General features: G+C 31.5%; 22 protein-coding genes. 8 read left to right on the top strand and 14 right to left on the bottom strand.

Features of this window, described 5'->3' with window-relative positions; all coding sequences use genetic code 11:
- Positions 1–172: 172 nt before the first annotated feature.
- Both E2K98_RS13085 and E2K98_RS13080 read right to left on the bottom strand, forming a co-directional pair.
- Positions 173–391, bottom strand: a complete 219-nt coding sequence (locus E2K98_RS13085) for a hypothetical protein (protein ID WP_133334697.1) — start codon at positions 389–391, stop codon at positions 173–175.
- A 407-nt stretch (positions 392–798) separates the two neighbouring features.
- Positions 799–1,104, bottom strand: a complete 306-nt coding sequence (locus tag E2K98_RS13080) for a hypothetical protein (protein ID WP_133334695.1) — start codon at positions 1,102–1,104, stop codon at positions 799–801.
- A gap of 246 nt (positions 1,105–1,350) precedes the next feature.
- Between E2K98_RS13080 and E2K98_RS13075 the strand changes: the two genes are divergently transcribed.
- The 4 genes from E2K98_RS13075 to E2K98_RS13060 all read left to right on the top strand — a co-directional run bounded on the left by E2K98_RS13075 (position 1,351) and on the right by E2K98_RS13060 (position 4,498).
- Positions 1,351–1,956, top strand: a complete 606-nt coding sequence (locus E2K98_RS13075; RefSeq protein WP_133334693.1) for a hypothetical protein — start codon at positions 1,351–1,353, stop codon at positions 1,954–1,956.
- 188 nt (positions 1,957–2,144) lie between these two features.
- Positions 2,145–2,975, top strand: a complete 831-nt coding sequence (locus E2K98_RS13070) for a hypothetical protein (protein ID WP_133334691.1) — start codon at positions 2,145–2,147, stop codon at positions 2,973–2,975.
- Between the two features lie 439 nt (positions 2,976–3,414).
- Entirely contained in the window at positions 3,415–3,825 is a 411-nt protein-coding gene (locus E2K98_RS13065) for a DUF3888 domain-containing protein (RefSeq protein ID WP_133334689.1), read from the top strand.
- 421 nt (positions 3,826–4,246) lie between these two features.
- Positions 4,247–4,498 (top strand): hypothetical protein, encoded by a 252-nt coding sequence (locus E2K98_RS13060; RefSeq protein ID WP_133334687.1) that lies wholly within the window; start codon positions 4,247–4,249, stop codon positions 4,496–4,498.
- 393 nt (positions 4,499–4,891) lie between these two features.
- On the opposite strand, the gene E2K98_RS31440 is transcribed toward E2K98_RS13060, so the two are convergent.
- The 5 genes from E2K98_RS31440 to E2K98_RS13030 form a co-directional block, all read right to left on the bottom strand.
- Positions 4,892–5,374, bottom strand: a complete 483-nt coding sequence (locus tag E2K98_RS31440; RefSeq protein WP_208025362.1) for a hypothetical protein — start codon at positions 5,372–5,374, stop codon at positions 4,892–4,894.
- A gap of 106 nt (positions 5,375–5,480) precedes the next feature.
- Entirely contained in the window at positions 5,481–5,900 is a 420-nt protein-coding gene (locus tag E2K98_RS13045; RefSeq protein WP_165976258.1) for a DUF4279 domain-containing protein, read from the bottom strand.
- Positions 5,901–6,085: 185 nt separating this feature from the next.
- Positions 6,086–6,679 carry an outer membrane protein assembly factor BamE domain-containing protein gene (gene bamE / locus E2K98_RS13040; protein WP_133334683.1) on the bottom strand — a complete coding sequence of 198 codons (594 nt, stop codon included), beginning with the start codon at positions 6,677–6,679 and terminating at the stop codon, positions 6,086–6,088.
- A 118-nt stretch (positions 6,680–6,797) separates the two neighbouring features.
- On the bottom strand, positions 6,798–7,418 hold the full coding sequence (locus tag E2K98_RS13035) for a nucleotidyltransferase domain-containing protein (protein WP_133334681.1): 621 nt from the start codon (positions 7,416–7,418) through the stop codon (positions 6,798–6,800).
- Positions 7,419–7,564: 146 nt separating this feature from the next.
- Positions 7,565–7,870, bottom strand: a complete 306-nt coding sequence (locus tag E2K98_RS13030) for a hypothetical protein (RefSeq protein ID WP_133334679.1) — start codon at positions 7,868–7,870, stop codon at positions 7,565–7,567.
- Positions 7,871–7,957: 87 nt separating this feature from the next.
- Between E2K98_RS13030 and E2K98_RS32320 the strand changes: the two genes are divergently transcribed.
- Both E2K98_RS32320 and E2K98_RS13020 read left to right on the top strand, forming a co-directional pair.
- The gene (locus E2K98_RS32320; RefSeq protein ID WP_165976257.1) at positions 7,958–8,215 is read left to right on the top strand and encodes a CPBP family glutamic-type intramembrane protease; all 258 of its coding nucleotides are present in this window, start codon (positions 7,958–7,960) and stop codon (positions 8,213–8,215) included.
- 151 nt (positions 8,216–8,366) lie between these two features.
- Positions 8,367–8,936, top strand: a complete 570-nt coding sequence (locus E2K98_RS13020; RefSeq protein WP_133334677.1) for a hypothetical protein — start codon at positions 8,367–8,369, stop codon at positions 8,934–8,936.
- Between the two features lie 57 nt (positions 8,937–8,993).
- On the opposite strand, the gene E2K98_RS13015 is transcribed toward E2K98_RS13020, so the two are convergent.
- The 6 genes from E2K98_RS13015 to E2K98_RS12985 form a co-directional block, all read right to left on the bottom strand.
- Complete coding sequence (locus tag E2K98_RS13015; RefSeq protein ID WP_235824796.1) at positions 8,994–9,539, bottom strand: hypothetical protein; 546 nt, start codon at positions 9,537–9,539, stop codon at positions 8,994–8,996.
- A gap of 111 nt (positions 9,540–9,650) precedes the next feature.
- Positions 9,651–10,139 carry a DUF4367 domain-containing protein gene (locus E2K98_RS13010; protein WP_133334675.1) on the bottom strand — a complete coding sequence of 163 codons (489 nt, stop codon included), beginning with the start codon at positions 10,137–10,139 and terminating at the stop codon, positions 9,651–9,653.
- A gap of 163 nt (positions 10,140–10,302) precedes the next feature.
- Complete coding sequence (locus E2K98_RS13005; RefSeq protein ID WP_133334673.1) at positions 10,303–10,482, bottom strand: hypothetical protein; 180 nt, start codon at positions 10,480–10,482, stop codon at positions 10,303–10,305.
- A 559-nt stretch (positions 10,483–11,041) separates the two neighbouring features.
- Positions 11,042–11,590, bottom strand: a complete 549-nt coding sequence (locus E2K98_RS13000; protein ID WP_133334671.1) for a carbon monoxide dehydrogenase — start codon at positions 11,588–11,590, stop codon at positions 11,042–11,044.
- Positions 11,591–12,083: 493 nt separating this feature from the next.
- Positions 12,084–12,602: a hypothetical protein gene (locus E2K98_RS12990; RefSeq protein ID WP_133334667.1), complete on the bottom strand. Its 519-nt coding sequence runs from the start codon at positions 12,600–12,602 to the stop codon at positions 12,084–12,086.
- Positions 12,603–13,263: 661 nt separating this feature from the next.
- Entirely contained in the window at positions 13,264–14,367 is a 1,104-nt protein-coding gene (locus E2K98_RS12985; RefSeq protein WP_165976256.1) for a YecA family protein, read from the bottom strand.
- A 143-nt stretch (positions 14,368–14,510) separates the two neighbouring features.
- Here E2K98_RS12985 and E2K98_RS12980 point away from each other — a divergent pair, with 143 nt between their 5' ends.
- Together E2K98_RS12980 and E2K98_RS12975 are read left to right on the top strand one after the other, a co-directional pair.
- A complete protein-coding gene (locus E2K98_RS12980) occupies positions 14,511–16,511 on the top strand; it encodes an ATP-dependent nuclease (RefSeq protein ID WP_133334663.1) in 2,001 nt (666 codons plus the stop codon).
- Positions 16,511–18,331 carry an ATP-dependent helicase gene (locus E2K98_RS12975; RefSeq protein ID WP_133334661.1) on the top strand — a complete coding sequence of 607 codons (1,821 nt, stop codon included), beginning with the start codon at positions 16,511–16,513 and terminating at the stop codon, positions 18,329–18,331. Before E2K98_RS12980 ends, E2K98_RS12975 begins: the two co-directional genes overlap by 1 nt.
- A 129-nt stretch (positions 18,332–18,460) precedes the next feature.
- Here the strand turns inward: E2K98_RS12975 and E2K98_RS12970 are convergent, their stop codons facing one another.
- Positions 18,461–20,293, bottom strand: a complete 1,833-nt coding sequence (locus E2K98_RS12970; RefSeq protein ID WP_133334659.1) for a TniQ family protein — start codon at positions 20,291–20,293, stop codon at positions 18,461–18,463.
- Positions 20,294–20,486 lie beyond the last annotated feature (193 nt).

Genomic DNA, 20,486 nt, shown 5'->3' with positions numbered 1-20,486 from the left:
CGGCCCGCTACCTAACTGTCTACGCTTAAAGACTAAAGTTACCTTTAGCCCTCCAAGACTCGCTACGAGCGAATGGCTAGTTCTTACTCGACGGGAATCCCACCCGTTATATGATACGACCTATGCTCGGCCGCACAAGCACCCGTTAGAGCTTAATAAGATTTATGAATGTCTAATACTTTCCAGCGTCTGTCTCTCTTCTGTTTGGAAAATTTTTCTTTGCTAAATCCTCAAGATGAAGTGTTCCGTGTATGCCATTAACTTTTTTCTTATCCACCATTTTTGAGTAAAATCTTGTATAGAAATCAGTGTCGTCAAGGTTTGGGAAGTCACTTGCAAATGCAATATCTTTACCATTTGGAAAAAGAATATCAAACAGTTCAATATCCACTTCATAAATTTCAAACGTACTGTTAATTGCACCGTCAATTACCTGAACATTTTTTTCATATCATTCTCCTAATAAAGTTGTTACCACCATATTCACCTCTAAAGAAGGGATTTCCTTCTTTAACTATACTGCCCCGTTTGTTCAATAAGAATAGTCTCAAAAATATGTATAAATACTAATATTTATACAGCATTTCTTTGAGAAATAATTCATAAAAAATTTATTAACATAATGACCAAACATACATTAATTAAATGCCAGAAACAACAAATCCGGAAAATACTAGGCAAATTAAACGGTTTCTCTTTTAAAGCACAAAACAAAAAAAATAATATTCATGAACAACAGAAAAAGAAGGGCTATTCGAATATGAATTTATCCTGCTTTTTGAGCTACAGTGTAATTTATTATTGCTGCTTGTTATTGGTTTGTTTATCTATTTTTTTATATTCTGACTTAGTAAAGAATCCGACAATTAAAGTTAATAAACCTCCTACCAATAGAATAAAATGAAAAGCCATTAAACTTACTACTCCATCCAATCCACCAATTCCGCCAAAAAACGGTACAAACATTGGATATAAAAAGACTGAAAGTATTAAAACAATTCCGGTTATAATTCTTTTTCTTTTATTAAAAGATGTTTTAATCAAGCAGGAACCAACAATTAGAATCGCTATGATTATCAAAACCACAAATAAAATATTTTCCAATATATCCCACCTTCTTTTTTTCTTATTGTACCATCCTTTTTTAATTCTTGTTCAACAGTGAGAAATAAAGAATCTAATTAGAAGCACAAAAATGAGTAGTTGAATATGAAAGACCTCCCTCATTTGGATAAGATAGTTTGAATTAAGGTAAATTTAGGACCATTTGCTAATTAAAATGGTTTTTCGGAATCCCAATATTTGTTAATATAGGAACGAGCTAATAAATAAAATTGAGGTGGAAATATTATGAAACGAATGCCGTTTGAACGACCAACCGAGCATTATGATGAACGATTAATCCCAATTGATGAGCAAATATGTTCTTTATTAAAACAGAGAAAGGATATTTCAAACAATAACCCAGGTTTTCCGCCACTTGAAGATATTTCAAAGTGGGCAGAAAAATTTGACCTTTATGAGGACCTGCTGAGGTCGATATTTGGTGTATTAGAAAATGATGACCATTTTCGACCGCAGGTTGAACCAACAGATTTCAAAAAGTACCTACCTGTCTCAAAGTCAGTGGAAAAAGAACAGTGTTTGTATTCCGTAACATTTATTCGGCAATACGCAAATGCAAGTGTTATTAATTTTAATATTGATTGGGAACCTGAAGAGGAGCCATCTAGAGACAGATTTCATCGACACAGCTTTTGGGAATTATCACTAGGAGAAGAATATGATTGTAGAATTACTGGCGGAGGAGGAAATAATGGACACATGAATTATAACTTCATTGTTTCTCCTCCGTTACCAGATGAGATTTCTGGTTTGGACTTGGTTTTTAGAGAAAATCAAACTCCTTTTAAAGGAAAACCAACAGGATTTGAGGTTGTTATCCACATAGAATAATTATAAAAATTACAGTTTTTCATTAGAACTAGTTTATTGCTATAAAGATGAAGGGCGTTTAAGGGAAACTTTGATTGCTTTTTGTTACTGCAACTCACCACTTTACGAAATAAGCATTAAATAATTAGAAAGATAGTGGTCTATCACCTATCCTTCGTTCACCCATAAACTAAATGTGGGTGATGAATGTGTTATTACGGAATCAAATGAACCTAACTGATTATCATCAAAAATATTTTCGTCCATCTTGTTTGCCTGCTTTAAATTTGAGATTTAACACTTGGGAGTCCTTCTCTCCTTATTATGATAAAACCTATGACCAAATCATAGTACCAATCGAATTGACAAGAACACCTGATGATACTCTTCTCAATTATTTTAGTATTCTGCGTGAAGCGGAAAATATGGGTTGGCGAAGTTGCGGTACAATTGGTCATGCGCGTATTCCATTTCCCCTTGCATACAATTTTTTGTCTAAGGAGTATCAACAAAAATTAAGCTATGAAGACTATTTGAATTCTTTTGCTGGCGTAGGGCATACGAATTTAATAAAGCTTTGTCGAGTACCAGATATAAACCATGGGATTAGGTTTTTTTATGAAATTGAAACGATTGAAGGATTTGAAGGTAAAAGTGCTGAATATTTTGGATATTCTTACGGATTTATCCAACTTGTTCACAAACAAGAAGGTTATCGAATATCAGATATGCAAAAATTTGAAGAGGACTTTCTTTGCGCACCCTATCATGGATGGAGTCATGATGCTGAATCAGTTGTAGAGGTGAAGTATGGCAATTGGTGCAAATTGATTCATAAAATATATCCAACAGTAAAAAATGGTTTTGTAAAAAATATTTATTTTAACGGGAATGATGGGGCTGATTATTGTTTTATATTTTTTACTTTAACAAATGGAACTGACGTAGAAATTGCTCAATTCCGTAAAGCAGGGAATGAAAAGTGGAAACAGATTAATATGAAGCCCGAAGAGGAATGTATAACAGAAAACAGGGACTAACAGTTACTATTCATCCGTTCATTTCTCCAATAGTACATTGGAAGTAAAATGATTAGAAAGAGATAGAGCTGCAACAAGTAAAAGGTTCGATTGAGAGGTAGAATAACAGAAAAATTAAATAAAAAGGGTAGCTTTTTAATAACGTGTTCGGTACAGAGGGAGAAAATATTAAATAGCAATACAATTAGAGGTAAAAATCGTAAATGATTTGGTACCTCTTTTTTTATCGTTAAATCAATGTTTTTTGCTTTAGCCTTAGAATTAGCATATAAATTCGCACACCATTTGGCAGGAGCATATAAATTTTTGTGCTTTTGCCAATTTACTTGCTAAATGCAGCGCTAATTGGATGGATAATAGATTAGCTAACAGGAAATTAATTTTAAACAAGGATAATCAGGGAAGGATAAAGATTAAATGTGGATATGGGTGAATATCAATGGAAATACGATGCTTAATCTTAATAGGATTTTTCATATTTGCTTTTACTCCAATGCAAACTGTTAAAGCAGAAACCGTACCAAAGGCAGTAGACTTGTATGTCACAACAGAGGATATTATTTCAGACCTTTTATTACCAACTATTGATAAAAGAGTGATAAAAGAGTATGGAGGCGGTGAACTATTTGGCTGGGAATGGCAAAGAATCGTCGGTATAAAGTACAACGACAATCATTCTTATGATGTTACCGTAAGTATTAATATTCCTTACAGAAATAGTGATAATGTTAAAGAAGATTTAGTTAAGGTAAGAGTATCTCCATCCTGTGATAGTGGAAAGATTAATAAGCAGAAATGTAATCACGGTTTTAAAATCGAAATAGTTGATTACAAACATTTGTCCAAATAAGGGTTATTAAGTTTATGCCAGTTTCGATGTTAAAAGGGCAGCGAATTAGCTGCCCCTTTTGTTTACTATTTGTTTTACTTTTTGAAGTTTTCACCCTGTCAACCGAACCAATTAGCTTTTTAGTTACCCCCTTTAACATCCAAATTGCCCAGTTTTTTTGATATTTCTTAATGAGACAATGTATATTACGTAATATTTCTATTTTGAAATCATAATTATACCAATTTTAAGGCTATCCCAAGATGAAGATATTCTTACTTTCACTAAATCCTTCGCATAGCTAAATGGTTTATCACTCCGTTATTTACGATACAAATCATAGTGTTTTTAATTTCACACAATTTTAAAATTAATAATAATACGAATAATGGTATAATTATTGAAAAGGCTTACAATCATTGAAGTTTGAGGTGAATAAAAAATGGATTTCTATGAAAAGTTACCTGAAGAGTTATTAATTCGTTTTTACTACGAAATTATTAATAATATCGAAAAAGGTATTCTTACGAAAAATATGTATTATGAAATAGGTATAATTTTTTCTGTTGCTAATCGTAGAGGAATTTCCTTAGACCAACCTTCTGATTTTAATGAAGTGATTAATCAGCAAGCCTTAAATGAATTATTGCAATCAGAAAAAGTTGTTAAAAATTTTAGTCCTCAGATTGCCTAGCCCTTATTTATAATTTAAATACATTTACTTCCCTAAATAAAAACTAACTTTAATTTATAAAAATGGGTGTTACCAGTTAAGGTAACACCTTTTTGCCCAACTCTTTGGTAAACACCTCGTAGCTTACTATGAATTACTCTGTTTCCCTAATGCAGATTTCTTATGGACCTGAAGTGAAGTTAATAAATCACACGCACTTAAAGACCTATAATTATCCTAGCGAAACACAGACATCGCTTGGTTTTAACAAGCTACCACCTTTATTTAAATACGTTCTTACTAAACCACTCAACTAATAAGAATCAATAGAATACAATAACGAAAGAAAAAGGACTGAAACAGTCCTTTTGTTGTTTTACTATAGCACCCGTATGTTGAATAAGACATATCGTTTTAATCATTAAAGTAATGATTGTACCTTCTAAACAAAGAATTTCTTCTTTTATTACTTGGTTCTTTAAAATGGTCAATAAACCAATTACCTAATGACATACTGCCTAATCCTTTCCTTACTCCAAATGTGTATCTTTCTGGTACAAAAGGGTATTCCTCAACTTCCCAAATTGCATCTTTATTATTGAGTACGACTAATTCTCCAAAATAAATTGCCATTGCTTTTTCAAATTCATTTCTATTTATCCCCAATTTAACAAATTCATTCTTTTCATATAACTCAAAGTACCATTTTTCCAAGCCTTTCAAGCTTTCCACTTTATAATTCGCTTTGAATAATGTAGATTCTTGGCTAATTAATTCAAATTGTTTTAATAACTCATCTTTGTAATTAAAGAAAAACGTTTGTGCTTCCTTTAAACCTTTAAACACAGGTAGTTTTTCTCCATATTGGATTGCAGCCTTTAACCCTTGTTTAGACATTTTAAATCAGCTCTTTCTATACAAAAACTTGAAAGCACCCGTTTGTTTAAGTAGAACTTTCACAAACTCGTTCTTGCATTCAGATTTGTTTTACCTTTACTTTTGTTCAATTAGAAGTATCCTCAACTTCACCATATGAAAGTATATTCACTTCAAATCTAATATTTAAATCACCTAATGCCCTTAAAGTCTTGGGTTGTAAATCAAAGCCTATTTGTCCTAAATTTGAACGTAAACTAAAAAATATATAAGCATCAAAACCTTCAGAGATTTCACGGATAAAAGCCTTGTAAGGCAATAGTGTGCTTAAAAATTTCTCTAACGCTTGATTTAATTCATCGTAACCTTTAAATTTCACTTGATAATTCCAATAAGAATCCTTCATTTTTATGTCTTTGGTTATTATTTCCCCTTTTTTTCTAACTTTTGAAGGTTTAAGGTTTAACATCTTTGTTATTTCATCAGGGGATAAATCTATCCCACGAATAATGAAATCAAACGAGCCAGTGACAAAACTATCTTTCATTCCTAAACACATCCCCAAGAAAACATAATAATTATTTTTCTCCTATAAGCACCAAAATCCCTGAACTAAACTGCCCGGGTTTGTTGAAGAAAAAATGGGATTGCCCGCAACAACCCCAATGTTCAACTCAAACAGCCAGTTAGTTGAAGAAATTTTTTGTTGATACAACAGAAAAAATCTCATCTTTAATCTTTAAGTACCTTATACTTTACGACCTTCCCGCTACTGTTAAACCAAATGACTAACCATTCACTATCAATACTAATTAGTCCTCGCTCATTCCCTAGATAATAAACGATATTATTGTCATCTTTAAAATAATCGGCTGTAGTTGGTTTTCCCAACAGAGTATTTACTTGGTCTTTTGTCATACCTATTAGTTCATAATCATTCAATAAATCATCTACAATATACACTCTTTCGGTAGGGGACTTTATCCAATTTTCAACAGTGAAATTATATTTATATTCGTTTAATCCTAACTTGACTAAACAGAATAAAGGTGGAATGACGCCGAGCGTTGTTATCACAACAAATGCACTTTTTACTTTTCCTTTTCCTTTGTTCCTAAAATAGTTATGGGTCCATAAAACCCATTGAAATAATATTAAAAATGCAAATGGTAATAAAATAGCTGAAATGCTAATTAGACTGAGAGAAGAATGATAAAGGTTTATTAGAAATTGGTACCCAATAAATAGTAATACATACAAAATTCCGATTAAACAAAACGTACCCCACAATAAATTTTTTTTATATCTCAATTTTCTTTCACTCACGAATTTTCACCTCACCTTATTCAAATTTAATATTCTTTCATGCTAGTACAATAAAAAAGGCTGCTACAGCAGCATTCCCTTCTTGTATTCAAGCACCCGTTATTTGTTAAAGAAATCACTACATTCCGTACAAGTATTCAAGTAATTCTTCAATGTTATTCTTTTTTACATCTTTTGCTAAAGCATTATTAAAAAGATTATAAGCAACCCCATCATTATCTTGAAGCCAACTGAATGCTTTTTTTGGACCTAAATACCATAAACCCTTTAGTGAAAAATAGATTTCCAAGCTGTCTTTAAGCATCCAATGAAACCTATAATTACCCTCAATATCATTCTTATTTGACCGTAGATACATCTTTCTCAGCCAGGATTTCAAAAACTCTTTTTCTTCATTTGATAGTTTTTTGGGACCGTTATTAAATATATTCTCAATTCCTAACAAAAACTTTTTGGCAAAGCCCTTTTCATTCAACAATATTTTCCCTCTATTCACATGCAAAAAGTGTTCAGGATTATTCATCTTTTCCGTGTTATAAATCCAAACGTCTAATTGTTTACCTTCGAAAAAATCTACGTTATTCATATCCTCATCTATATCTGAGAAGCAAACAATATCTAAGTCACTTTCTTTAGTAAAATCACCCCTACTATATGAACCATATAATATTATCGTGTGACAATTGTATTTTTGTGCTAGATACCTTTTAACTTTTTCAAATAAAACAGACTCGTTCATAGATTCCTCCCCATTATCATGCAATTAGTTTATTAGGATAATATTGGAAATCCCCTTGTACTAACCTCCCTCCAGTTACTGAACAAGAAAAAGAGCCACAACTACGATTCCTTGTTAAACTTACCCATTTAGTTGATGTAGAAAATTTATAATTCACCATAATAATCAGCAAAATATAAAAAGCCTTTCTTCCGTACAAGGTAATTCCTTAACTCACTTTCAGTTGCTTTATCGAATGGTGGTTTTGTCAGGGTGTATGCTTTTGCATTTAACTTAGTAAATTTTTTCTTATCAAATTTATTATGATATTCATCATCACCTATGTCGGTTATAAAAGCTGCTTTTGGATACCCCATAAAAAATACACAAGTCCTTAAAGCCAGTTTTGGAGTTGAGTGTAACATAAGAAAAATGACTCCTAATATTACTGCAATCCCAATTAATTTTTTCAAAAATTTTACCCCCATATTTTTCCTTTATGAGGTTTTATTCTGCGAAACATTTTAAAAATCCTCCTTCCCCTAACCTGCTACCTTTACTTGAACAAGAAAAAATCACCACCATTTATTAGGAATATAGTTACTTCTTTCCTATTTTTAATAACACATTTTCCTGAATGGATTTTAATTAATAAATTCAATAATGTGCTTTTTTCTCATCAAACTTTATTGATTATTGGAATGAGTATCGTTTTAGGATTGATTTTCAATAAATCCAAATCGTTAATACTCCCTATTTTTTTACATATAACTTACAACTATTTTGCTATTCGGAACCTACCGAATGCCAGTTTGTGATTGAATGTGTATCTGTATCATCCAAACTAGCCACACTCACAGTCTAAATCGCAGTATGCTTACAAATGGAGATATATAATATTTAAGGTATTTTTTCAAAAATATGGAAATATCATGATAAAATAATAGAATTTTAAAAAAGGGGTTAAATATGAAACGGTTTATTAAGCTGCTAGGATTGATATCGGTTATTGCTCTTTTTACAGCTTGCTCATCCAAACAATCTTTAGAACTTGTAAATTCAAAAGTTGATATTGTTAAAGACAAGAGGATAGTTGGTTCAATTGGAATAACAGAAGGTGATAAGAAAGGACAGGAACTTGTTCCAACGGCGTTATACTATGAGTTTAAGATTAAAAATATTGGAAATCAAAAAATTGGAGGAATTGGTGGTAAGGGATTGCAAGTAAAAATTGAACCAGATGATAAATTAGTAGCTATCTCCAAAGAAACAGTTGGTTTTAATATTTTTAAACCTTCTTCATATGATGGAACGGGTGTAGGCTATGGAACTTCTTTTGATGGGGAAATCCAACCTAATAAAAACGGGGATTTCATACTTACTTTCGAATTAGGTGTAAGCGAAGAAAACCCCCAAGTACCATTAAGAGTTCCATCGAAGGAAAAGTTAGAAAAACTTAAAAACAATGCTTTAGATGCTTCTTTAATAGTAACTCTAGATGGTAAAGAAATAACTCGGTTTGATTTAAATAAAAAATAGCTATAATTTAAACAGAAGCATTGGTTGTAATAAACCAATGCTATTTAATGTCCATGCTTATTCGGGAATTGAATGAGCAATTTCAAGTAATACTTCTGGTGTTACTTTGTTAGATATTCTCTTATCAACACTTAAAACGTACTGGAATCCATTTTTTTCGAATACAAAGAGGTTAAATCCCCTTACAATTTTGGTACTATAGATTGCTTTAACACCATCATTTTCCTTTATCCTTTGGTCAATAAAATTTTCTTTAATTTTTAATCCAAAATTTGTGGGTTGGACAAAAATCATATAGTGATTCTGAGGCATATCCTTATTTATGTATTCGATTTCAAGTTTAGTATTAGGTTTTTCTTCAATATTATCTCCCCTTGCAAAGGTATGGGTAAAAGCAATTGGAGGTAATTGAACTGGCAATTCGATATTACGATTAAAATGCTTGCTACTCTCTTTTAACGCTTTATGAATACCTGTATAGCCAATTTCAAAATATGATTGTTGGAACTGCTCGCTGGTATAGTTAGCTTTTGCTCCAATTGAAAAGAAAAAGGTTAAAACAATACACAAAACCAAAACTTTTAAAAGCTTGATAATGACCACATCCTTATTTCTAAGTGCTCTTGAGCATTTCGTAGCTTGTAGAAGTTAACCCTTACCACAATACAAAAAAGCGTTCCTGCCTATCACAGAAACGCATCTTTGTTCAATACGTTATTTCATTGACCTTGCAATTTCTAACATTTCCTCTTTGGAAAATCTTGAACTATTCATTTCTACATAAGTACCATCTTGTACCCAATTAAGTAAGCCACCAGTAATTGTGTCTCCATTTTTATCAACTTCACCACTATCTATCCATTTGTGAAAATAACCTTTGTTTCCATTAATATCCACTTGCTGAGAATGAGGAAAATCTTCATTGGATAATGGGAATCCTTTTCTCAAATGAATAGCAATCATCAATTTTGTATCCTTACTATTCATATAAAGCAACATTATCCAAGGGGAAGTTTTAGTATCTAATATCCAATCGTTAGGAATCTTTCTTGGAGTCAAAATGGTAAAATCAACTTTTTCCTTTATTTCTGAAATGGTTTCGCTGTTGTGGTTATACTTAATTTCTTTAGCCATTATTATCATTGGGTTACTACTAAACATAAGTAGGAGAATAAACACGAATAAACGAATAGAAAATGCCATTTTACTACCTCGAGTCTAATGAGTTTTCCATAGTATTATCTCCTATCTGTTACTTCTTATTAGAATCCTTCTCCTTGTAGCAACAACAAAAAAGCGTTCCTGTGTATTACAGAAACGCAAACATTGGCTGATTATTGCTTTTCTCTTTAGTGATAACTAATGACTATGAAACTACATAATTAAGCAAGAAAATCGCTATAAAAACTCCACAAAGTAAACCAACCCTTTGAACCAAAGGCTTTTTTGCAAACCATTTCCATCTTTTGCTTTCATTATTAAACATGATGAAATCAATAATGCTAAGTAATAATGCTCCTAGTACGACCCAAGTAATATTTGACATAGAACTTCTCCTTCCATTACACAATATTAAGTAATACACAATACAATCAATCGAGAACAGAGTGTCGCCAAAATGACACCTCGTTTCTTAACGGGTTTAGATACGGAGTATCTCCACATCTGAACTTCATATTTCCCCTCAAATTCAATACTTTGCACATGCTTCCGCTAACCAACTCCTTTAATCCAATACAAAAAACGTTCTTGCAAGGTACAGAAACGTAGCTGAAGTTGAAGTAGAACAAGCCTTTATTTTTTACTTTTAATAAGTTGTTTTAATAAAACAACAATCCAAACTAAAGCAACAGTATTAATTACTTCAAAGAATGGACTTAATTTATGTAAGATAATATATAATAGACCCATTTATATCCCCATAATTTTCTTACCCCATTTTATTCTTTAACATCCTTAAAAATTCCTTTTTAAAACGCCTCCTAAAGCCATTCAGAACATCTGTGGGTGTCCCGTTTCCACTAAGCTTCTGATAAAGGAATACTATTTAAATGGGAATAAAAAGCATTGGCTGTGATTAACCAATGCTCATTTAATGTCCCTTCCTATTCGGGAATGGAATTAGCGATTTCAACTAATACTTCTGGAGTAACTTTGTCGGACACTCTTTTGTCGATTCCAAACATATATTGCCAATGGTCACTTTCAAAAACAAGAAAATTAGATGAAAATCGATGTTCAAAATAAAGAGCCTTTTGTCCATTTTTAAGTGTATACAGTTTTTGACCAGGTTTTTCCTTAAAAACAAGTTTATTCTCAAGAGTTCGAATATTAATTGTGAAATTATTTCCTAGTAATTTTTTGTGCATAAACTGTATATCCAGATAATCATTTGTGTTATACGCTTTATCTTCATGAAATTTCCCAAATTGAAGGTTGAAAGGAATAGAAGGCTTCATAGATGGAAGCCTTACATCTTCCTTAAAATGATTTTCAAAGTCCTTGACTGCTTCTTCAACAGATTTATAACCCATTTTAATATAACATTCCTCAGTTGTAAGAGGTCTATCAATGGTTTTTGCAAACACCAGGTCACTAGCAGATAAAATAACCGTACAGATTAATGAAAACATTAAACATATCTTTCTACGCACTTGCCACACACCCTTAACCTTTTTTAAATAGTCTTCGCCTACAAAAAGGAAGTCATCCCTAAAAATAACCTTTACCCCAACAACAAAAAAAGCGTTCCTGTTTATTACAGAAACGCAAAACGCTACTATTTCCTTTGAACCAATTCTATTAAATAGAATATTAATGTAATCAAAAATGATAGAAGTATTACAGTTATTGTTCCGATTGTATAAATCGCTGTTTCGGCAGGATTTCCGCCATCAAATACACTAAAAAAAATGAAAAAGTAAATCACACTCACCATTAAAGTTACGCAAAATGCTAATAAACTTTGCCATAACCAATCCCCTTCTACCTTTAAAGCGTTACCATAATAATCCAATTACTTCACGAAAAACTGTGAAGGTTGGGGAAAGGGAGGTAGAACAAACTTAAACCCTCCCCATCCTAATTTACATAAAAAAGCACTTGGAGAATTCCAAGCCCCTTATTGCTGTACTGGGTTAATACAATTTATTCTGTTAAAATTTTATACAAAGATTCAGACTCTTCATTTGACAGAAAAACATTTTGATTTGTCTTTCCATCCTTAATTACCTTTAAACTATCTTTATCAACCCAGACTAGATATTTATCAATTTTAGTTTTTTTATCTTCTCCAACAAAATGGACATCTGTAGAACCAGTAGGTCTAACATACTTTTGAATGTCATTTACCCACTTTATTTCAATTTTATAATCTGGAGGTATCGTCATTTCTTTAGCTTTGGATTTAACATTTTGTAGTTTATTTTCTACTTTATAAATTTCATCACGGTTGGAGGTTTTTTTTAAAATCTCATATGTTTTTCCATTCCATTTTTGAAGCATGAATTGTTGGGGAATCCTTGCTACAATTTCACTATTCAATGGATGTTTTAATTGCTCAGCTTTTTCTTTTTCATCAAAATATTTAACAACAACTACAAAAAGCATTCCAAGCATACAACTAAAACAAAAAAATAGAAATAATCCTTTTTTCACCAATTCCATTTACTGTTATCCTTTCCAATAATAGTTCAAAATAGGAACCTATTTACCCTATCTTTTATTAAGAAATTCTCTTCTACGAAACTTACAACATACCAATTATATCCAACATCAGTACAATTTCCCACTTCTAAATTACTAATATCATATTAATTCACATTAACTTATTATTTTACCTTCTATTGATTCTAGTTTGGTGACAAAGGAGCTGTAATACGCCATATCAACCCATTCTGAGAATCTGCATGTCTTCCTGTATTACGCCTCCTCCAACACGCTCTTTTAGTACAATACAAAAAAGCGTTCCCGTTTATTACAGAAACGCAGACAGTTCGTTATTTAATAACTCATAATTCAGCGGGTTGAAATTCAATTGATTTTGCTTAAAACATTTTGTTTCGATTCATTAACAGAGCCTACTATTTAATAATTTTCACGATAATCTGAGTACGAAACTAGCCCCTTAATGGCATATAGAAAAAAATTCTATTTTTGGTAGTTTACAATAACGTTATTAATTGTTAATTTAATAATATATCTAAATTAAAATAAAGGAGAAAAGTTAATTGAACATGTTTCTCTTCTTTTAGGTGAAAAAGCAATCAATACAAAATATTTCGTAAAATAAAAAGACCAAGCGTTATTTAGCCTAGTCTTAGATATTTTAAATCACTTGTTCCTTTAAATTCTTAAATAAATCAAATTTGCTACTTTTCATTAAATTTCTTTTTTGATGAAATCTCATAAGCGTGACATCCTCTTTAAAGTAACGATAAAGAGCATTTTTTTCTGTGGTGCTAAAGGTATCCCAATATGTAGGATTAATATAAAAATTTTCAATATAACTTACGATAAAGTTATTGAGGTACTGCAATAAGCTGTTTTTATCCAACTGTCTTAGTTGATTAATGAATTCCTTGAAAAATTCATTATCTTCGCTCATCCATGATAAAACTGCAAATGTTTTACCATCCTGAGGAAACAAATTAAACATTAGCGGTTTTAACGTTTCATCAGTATTTAAAGATGTAACATCATTTAAAGGATTCCCTAACAAGTCATACTCTAAATGCACAGAAGAACAAACCGCAATATTAGCTTCTGCTCCCATTTCTACAATGTAAGATTCAACTACACTATAATCATCTGTTAAAATAGCTTGGTCAAATATTTTTTTCTGATGTTCAATGTCTACAATAGCAGCCTGGTAACTTCTATATTGGGTAAGGAATTCTTCAGTTTTTAATATGCTAGGCTTTTGAGAAACAGTACCCCTAAAAACATTAAGTGCCTCAGCTTTTTTATGAGCTTCAAAAGCAAAAGCCCTATACGCAAGTAAAAAGTTTTGCTTAGCCTCACCTTTAAAAGGTTTGTTTTCTATTTCAGAAAAAATCTTATCATGTTTACCGCAGAAACCAGTAAAGGTACTAGCAATTTTCCTCCCCTTATACTCAGTTCCAAATGAAATTCCTTCTTTGCTAACAGTTGGTTTAATTACGATTAACTTTCCGTTATCGGAAAGTTTCGAAAGAATTCCATTGTTTTGAATGGAATGGGCTTTGATGATATCTTCAGAACATTCATTTTGCTGAGGATGTAGGCATTGTTTAATCCGACTATCCTTCATTAATTTATCCAGCCCTTTTTTTAATTCCATATCATCACTGATATTAATCGACGAAGTATCCTGTTTATCAATACAACAATTTTTATATTTTTTCGTAGAACCACATGGACAAGGTTCATTTCGACCAATTTTTACTTTCAAATGACTTCCTCCTGCCATTACTAATTATTTATATTATAATATATTTTCTACTAATATAAGGATTAATAGTAGTTCATATTGTCTAATCATTTAGATTCATATAAAATTATGGTAGATTTTGTAGAAATATGGAGGTCATGATAATGTATTCGCCTAATTCTCCTTTTATATCCCGAGTTAAAATAAAGAATTTCCGAAATTATAATGAAATAGATGTGAATTTAAATCACAAACAAATAATTATTGGTGAAAATAACGTTGGAAAAACAAATTTTTTAAGGGCAATACAACTTATTCTTGACCCACAACTATCAGATGAAGACCGTTTTTTGTTGGAATCAGACTTCTACGAGGGACTAAATAATCCGATGGAAAACGGTGAAAAAATTGAAGTCATGATAGAAATTCAAGGATATGAACATAACAAAACCATCTTATCCACATTATGTGATGCTACCGTTTCAACTTCTCCCAAAACGTTACGTTTTACTTACGAATATTACCCTGTCAAAAAGGTAAATGGCAAATATCAGTACATGTATCGTATCTATCAAGGAAATGACGTTGATAATGCCTTTACTCCATTTCTTCGCCGTTACTTAAATATTAAAGTAATTCCTGCTATACGTGATGTAGAATCTGAGATGAGGAATACTAGAAGGTCTCCGGTTAATCAATTGATAAAACAATATGAAATCAATAAGGAAGAACTTCAATTTATTGCAAAAGAATTAAAAGAAAAAAGCGATGAGGTGTTGTCCATTGATGAATTACTGGACTTAACCAAAAATATCAATAAAAGATATTCGGATATTATAGGGACACAAGTAGACGCAGCAGTGTCATTAGAAACCATTGATGTCGACCCGAACAGATTATTAAATACTTTGAAGCTTATGATTGGGTCTAGTGCAAAACGACCTACAAGCGATACAAGTCTTGGATTAAATAATATCCTTTATATTTCATTAATCCTGCTCTCCCTTGAAGATAAAACTATTCCTTCGATTTTAAAAATGGAAAGATTTGAAGAGTTACTCCAGGAAGCCGGACATGAAATCATACTGGAATGCTATAAGAAAAATCATAAAAAAGACAAATATATACTAAAAAAGAACATAACCACTATCAAACGAAAAAAATTATATGAATTTATGGATAATCATTCGTCAAATAAGGGTGTTACTATTTTAGCAATTGAAGAACCTGAGTCCCACTTACACCCTGCTCTTCAGCGAATCATTTATAAAGATGTAATGAAGCAAAATACATCATTACTAATGACCACACATTCACCTTTCATAACATCTGTAGCTCCTATCGACTCCATTGTTCATATGAGATATTCAACAAAGGGTACCGAAGTCAATACTACAGCCTCTCTAAAGCTAGAGGAACGTAATCAGAAAGATTTGGAACGTTTTGTTGATGTAAAAAGAGGAGAAATTTACTTTGGTAAAGGCGTTATTTTAGTGGAAGGTGATGCAGAGGAATACCTAATTCCTAGTTTTGCTGAGAAGTTAGGAATGCCGTTAGATATTAAAGGGATTATCTGCTGTAATATCAGCTCCACGAATTTTAAGCCTTATGTTCAGTTTTTAGATGCATTGGGCATTCCTCATGTGGTAGTAACTGATGGGGATTACTACTTTGTTGGTAAAGAAGATGGGAAGGATAAAAAAATTTTTGGGAAAATGGCAATTGATGCTCATACTAGGTTCGGATACGATGGGAACGACAGAGTTGCAAAACTATTAATTGAAACAAACAAAGTAATACCAAGTAAAGTTCCAAAAGATTACCCATCACAGGATATCTTTTTTAAGAATTATGGTTTTTTTATTGGTATGTACACAATGGAAATTGATATTTTCAAAAAAACGGTTACTGAAAAAGATAAAGAAATCATTATTAAATTATTCAATGACCTCACATTAGGTAAAAAGCAACAAAAGGAGAATTTTAAAAAAGCATTTAATAACGGGGATTTTGTCTCCTGCCTTGCAAAAATTGAAAGCAGCAATTCTGGTATTGGTAAAGGGCGCTTCGCTCAACAATTCTCTATTGATTGTAACATGAATCATATACCTAACTATATAAAAGAGGCAATCGAAACTATATACAAAAAAGTAGATGATATCTAATGGAATTATATGCACAAAAACTTCAGCAAATAGAAAAAGACAGGGAACAATTTGAAGCGTTTGAATCAAATACAAGCACTGTTGTCCTAGCAGGTCCTGGGAGTGGAAAAACGACAGTATTGACATTAAAAATAATGAAATTATTAAACGAAAAGATTGATATACCAAGAGGATTAGCTTGTATTACTTTTAGTAAAGAGGCGGCTAAGGAATTTACTTCTAGGATAAAAAAAATGGGATATCAAAAAAGAAATAACGTTTTTTTGGGGACTGTTCATGCATTTTGTATCGCCTACATTTTAAAACCGTTCGCCCACCTGTTTGATGATGGTTTTCCTCTTCCATTAGATATTATTACAGAAAGCGAAAAAACGAGTCTTTATAATGCAATACAAGAAAAGTTTAATTTAGACCCATGGGAGTATACAAAGGAAAGATTAGACACAGAAAGATGCCATTCCATTAACGGGATAAGCAAAGTTCCTTTTACTCCGAATCCAATTTTAACTGATGCGATAAAAGATTATGAGCAAAGGCTAAGAAATTTAGGTAAGACTGATTTTATTGAAATTATTAAGTATTCCAACGAACTTATCGTCCGTGAGGAATATGTTCGCCAATGTTTGGAAGCAAAGTTTCCTTGGATACTTATTGATGAATATCAAGATAATGCAAAACCAATGCATGAAATGATATTGGCTCTCCTTCAAACAACGAATATTAAAATTTTTGCAGTTGGGGACCCTGACCAGTCAATTTACAGCTTTAATGGCGCTGTCCCTGACTTTTTATTAGAACTACACGATAACCCAGAACTGGAATCCATCCATTTAAAAACCAACTATAGGAGTAATCAAGAAATAATCGATGCTTCTTCGATTGCACTTAATGTGGACGACCGTGAATATAAGGCCGGAACTAGACACGGGGAATCAGCAGAGTTTCACTTTATTACATGTGATAGAGAACTAACCGGCCAATATGATTATGTTATAAATACAATAATCCCACAGTGTAAGAAAGATGGGATTGATTTTGATGAAATATGTGTGTTGGTAAATAGTGGGGCGGCCGCAAACAATTTAGCTTCAATAATGGAGCAAAATAATATCCCTTGTTATTTAGCTAAATTTGATTTTGCAAATAGCGATGTGGTTTTATGGTTAAAAGATTGCACTTCTTGGTTAACAGACCCATCATCTAAACTGTTCACGGAGATATCTGATTTCTGGATTAAATTATCCAGGAACTTCTCAACTAATATTTTAGAAGATGAGCTAATTGTATTAAGAAAAAAGTTTTATTGCACCCTTGTGGCTAGTAAAAAACATGAGCAAGATTTATTAGACTGGTTAACTTTTCTAGACCAGCATCTTAACCTTATTCAAACAGTAAAAAGTGTAGATAAATACCAGGAGGAACAGAAATATCTGAATAATTTATTCGAATCCGCTAAAAAGGGAAAATACAAATTCTACGATATAACACAGTTTTCATTGCTAGGAAAACCTAGCAATCAAGTGACCATTTCAACAAGGCACAGCTCAAAAGGATTGGAATTCGAAGTTGTCATCATGTTAGGAATGGAAGAGGGGATTTTTCCTTATTATAAAAACGTGGATGATGCAAATAAGCTAAATGAAGACCGAAGATTATTCTTTGTTTGTTTAACAAGAGCAAAAAGAGTTTGTTATCTTTTAAGGTCAAAAAGATATTTGAAGAAATCAGGATATGGATATAATCAGAAAGAACCTTCGATGTTTTGGATTGAATTATATAATGCATGTCAAGAAAAAAATATTTCAACGTTTATAAATTAATAATAGTTAGTGATAAGATATACAAAGGTTGATTAAATAAATAACGCATTTTATTTCCTAGTAGAACTTGCAACGCCTTTAATAATCAAAGCGAGCGTTTGAAAAAATTTTATGCTCGCTTTTATATTTTTAATAATAGTCATTACACAAAATGACATTTATATATTCATCAACAATGATATAATCCCATCCCTTAATCTCCATCAAAACTTTCTTTGTTTCCTCAACTGAAATATACTTACTCTCACACCCGGTCCAACTTTTGCGTTTAGATGTTATTCTTATTTTCCCTTCATCAATCCAACGTTTAATTTTAGGTTCCCCTACTTTAAAAACCTTCTGTAACTCTTTTATTTTGAATCCGTGAGTCTCGATTATATCCAGTTTTTTCTTACGTATAAAGCAACCTAGGACTTTATCATTTATATAAATGTCATTTAAACTCTTTGGGTTCTTTAGGGTAGCAAATGGCAATTCTTCGTTTAGCAATAATTCGATTAATGTAGCACTATCTATCTCAAATGGTCTTAGGTTCATATTTGCTTTTTTTAAATCCACCCAATTAGAATTGACCTCAAGTAATTCCTTTTTTGACAAAGCAATCAGGTTTTGAAAAAATCGTTCTGCTTCTTCCCTCTTTATATACCACAATGGATAACCATCTATTTTCGGTCCGTGAAGAGCAAGGATAAGTTCCTTTTCTAAAATTCCAGTTGCCATATGAAACGTCACACCTAAAAAATTCATTAGTTTTGATATATTTAAGCATTCTTTTTTCATTTTCAGATAATCAGTAACACTTTCTTTTTCAATTAGGTAAATTTTTTTATCGCCTACATCTGATTTGTGAAGTTTTAACAAACCAAAAATACACAAATTTTGTAATGTAGTCCATTCTGTTTTCAGCAATTTTAGAGCTTCCAACCGTGTAATATATTTTTTATTCTTCTTGTTCCCTTTAAACAATGTATTCTTATTAATATATACATCAGTAGACTCCAAAAGGTAAGTGTCGTATACATTTTGATATAGGTAGCCTATTTTATGATTTAATATCGTTTTTAAATGTAAATAATCAGCATGGTAAGAATCTTTAGATTTATTTTTTGTTTTATGAAAAACGCTTAAAACTTCAGGTAAATATTTATCAGGTTCAATAGTGGTAAAATGAGCAAGGGCAGTTATGAACCGCATCATTTCTATATTTCTTTTTACTGAGCTACGTTTTAAGAAGTTTATTTTTCTTGTTGGACTAATACCACTAAATGATGGAAATTTTTTTGCTTCCTTTAAATCAAATAGACAACAAAATTTAAAAAACAGAAAAAAATAATCTTCAGCCTGGAAATCTATCCCGTTAAACTCTTGAGACAATCCACCGTTTAAATATTGATGAATGGTTTTCTGTGCTTGAATGACTAGATGATTTTCTTCCAAATCAATGTCCTTTGTTTGACTAAAATGAAATCCACATTTGCATTCATCCCTCATGAATCGATTAAGCAAAATCTTTTTATTACAATTAGGACAACAATCTATTAATTTTACTTGGTGATTTTTGCACATCGTAACCAGTGATATATCCCAATCAAGTCGGTGATAATAATCTTCTTTAATGCAAACAGGACAATATTTGGTAGCATATTTTTGGTACACGCGATGACTCTGAAAATCAGCAGCTTTAGGAGAACTGATTTGCAGTGAATTGACCAACAGATGGTTATATTTATTTAATGTATATTGGAAGGGTTCTATATCCGCCTTTTTTGCAAATTCCAATAATGCAGGCGTTCTAACAAGATTTTCGTCCAAATAATTACAATTAGTTGAATAGATATCTCTTTCAATATGTCTTAACATCGACCCTAAATGGTCAGCATAATTAGCTATTGCGAGTCTATAAAATAAAGAGTATAAGCTCTCATTAGGCTTGGGTGTTTCTTTAACTAATAATGGTCTCATATTACTTCCTCCTATTCATGCAGTAATGCCAGTATAAGCCACACACAGGAGGAAGTTCATTATGTATTATCTGGAAGTAGTTGTATTTTATTCCCTAATCATATAAAATATTTATTTTGGTATTTTTTTTATTAAAAAATTATAATATATATATTTATTTTTATAAATAAACAATTATACCATATTTATCATC

Source organism: Bacillus salipaludis (assembly GCF_004358205.1).
Note: the sequence above shows the minus strand (reverse complement) of the source record. Positions and strands in the feature narration are given on the sequence as shown.

Coding starts and splice junctions, on each gene's coding strand:
- E2K98_RS13045 (WP_165976258.1), bottom strand. CDS start 5,900: ATGAAAGATAGTTTTGTCACTGGCTCGTTTGATTTCATTATTCGTGGG.
- E2K98_RS12990 (WP_133334667.1), bottom strand. CDS start 12,602: ATGGAATTGGTGAAAAAAGGATTATTTCTATTTTTTTGTTTTAGTTGT.
- E2K98_RS13035 (WP_133334681.1), bottom strand. CDS start 7,418: ATGAACGAGTCTGTTTTATTTGAAAAAGTTAAAAGGTATCTAGCACAA.
- E2K98_RS13060 (WP_133334687.1), top strand. CDS start 4,247: ATGGATTTCTATGAAAAGTTACCTGAAGAGTTATTAATTCGTTTTTAC.
- E2K98_RS12975 (WP_133334661.1), top strand. CDS start 16,511: ATGGAATTATATGCACAAAAACTTCAGCAAATAGAAAAAGACAGGGAA.
- E2K98_RS13065 (WP_133334689.1), top strand. CDS start 3,415: ATGGAAATACGATGCTTAATCTTAATAGGATTTTTCATATTTGCTTTT.
- E2K98_RS12980 (WP_133334663.1), top strand. CDS start 14,511: ATGTATTCGCCTAATTCTCCTTTTATATCCCGAGTTAAAATAAAGAAT.
- E2K98_RS13020 (WP_133334677.1), top strand. CDS start 8,367: ATGAAACGGTTTATTAAGCTGCTAGGATTGATATCGGTTATTGCTCTT.
- E2K98_RS31440 (WP_208025362.1), bottom strand. CDS start 5,374: ATGTCTAAACAAGGGTTAAAGGCTGCAATCCAATATGGAGAAAAACTA.
- E2K98_RS12970 (WP_133334659.1), bottom strand. CDS start 20,293: ATGAGACCATTATTAGTTAAAGAAACACCCAAGCCTAATGAGAGCTTA.
- E2K98_RS13010 (WP_133334675.1), bottom strand. CDS start 10,139: ATGGCATTTTCTATTCGTTTATTCGTGTTTATTCTCCTACTTATGTTT.
- E2K98_RS13005 (WP_133334673.1), bottom strand. CDS start 10,482: ATGTCAAATATTACTTGGGTCGTACTAGGAGCATTATTACTTAGCATT.
- E2K98_RS13075 (WP_133334693.1), top strand. CDS start 1,351: ATGAAACGAATGCCGTTTGAACGACCAACCGAGCATTATGATGAACGA.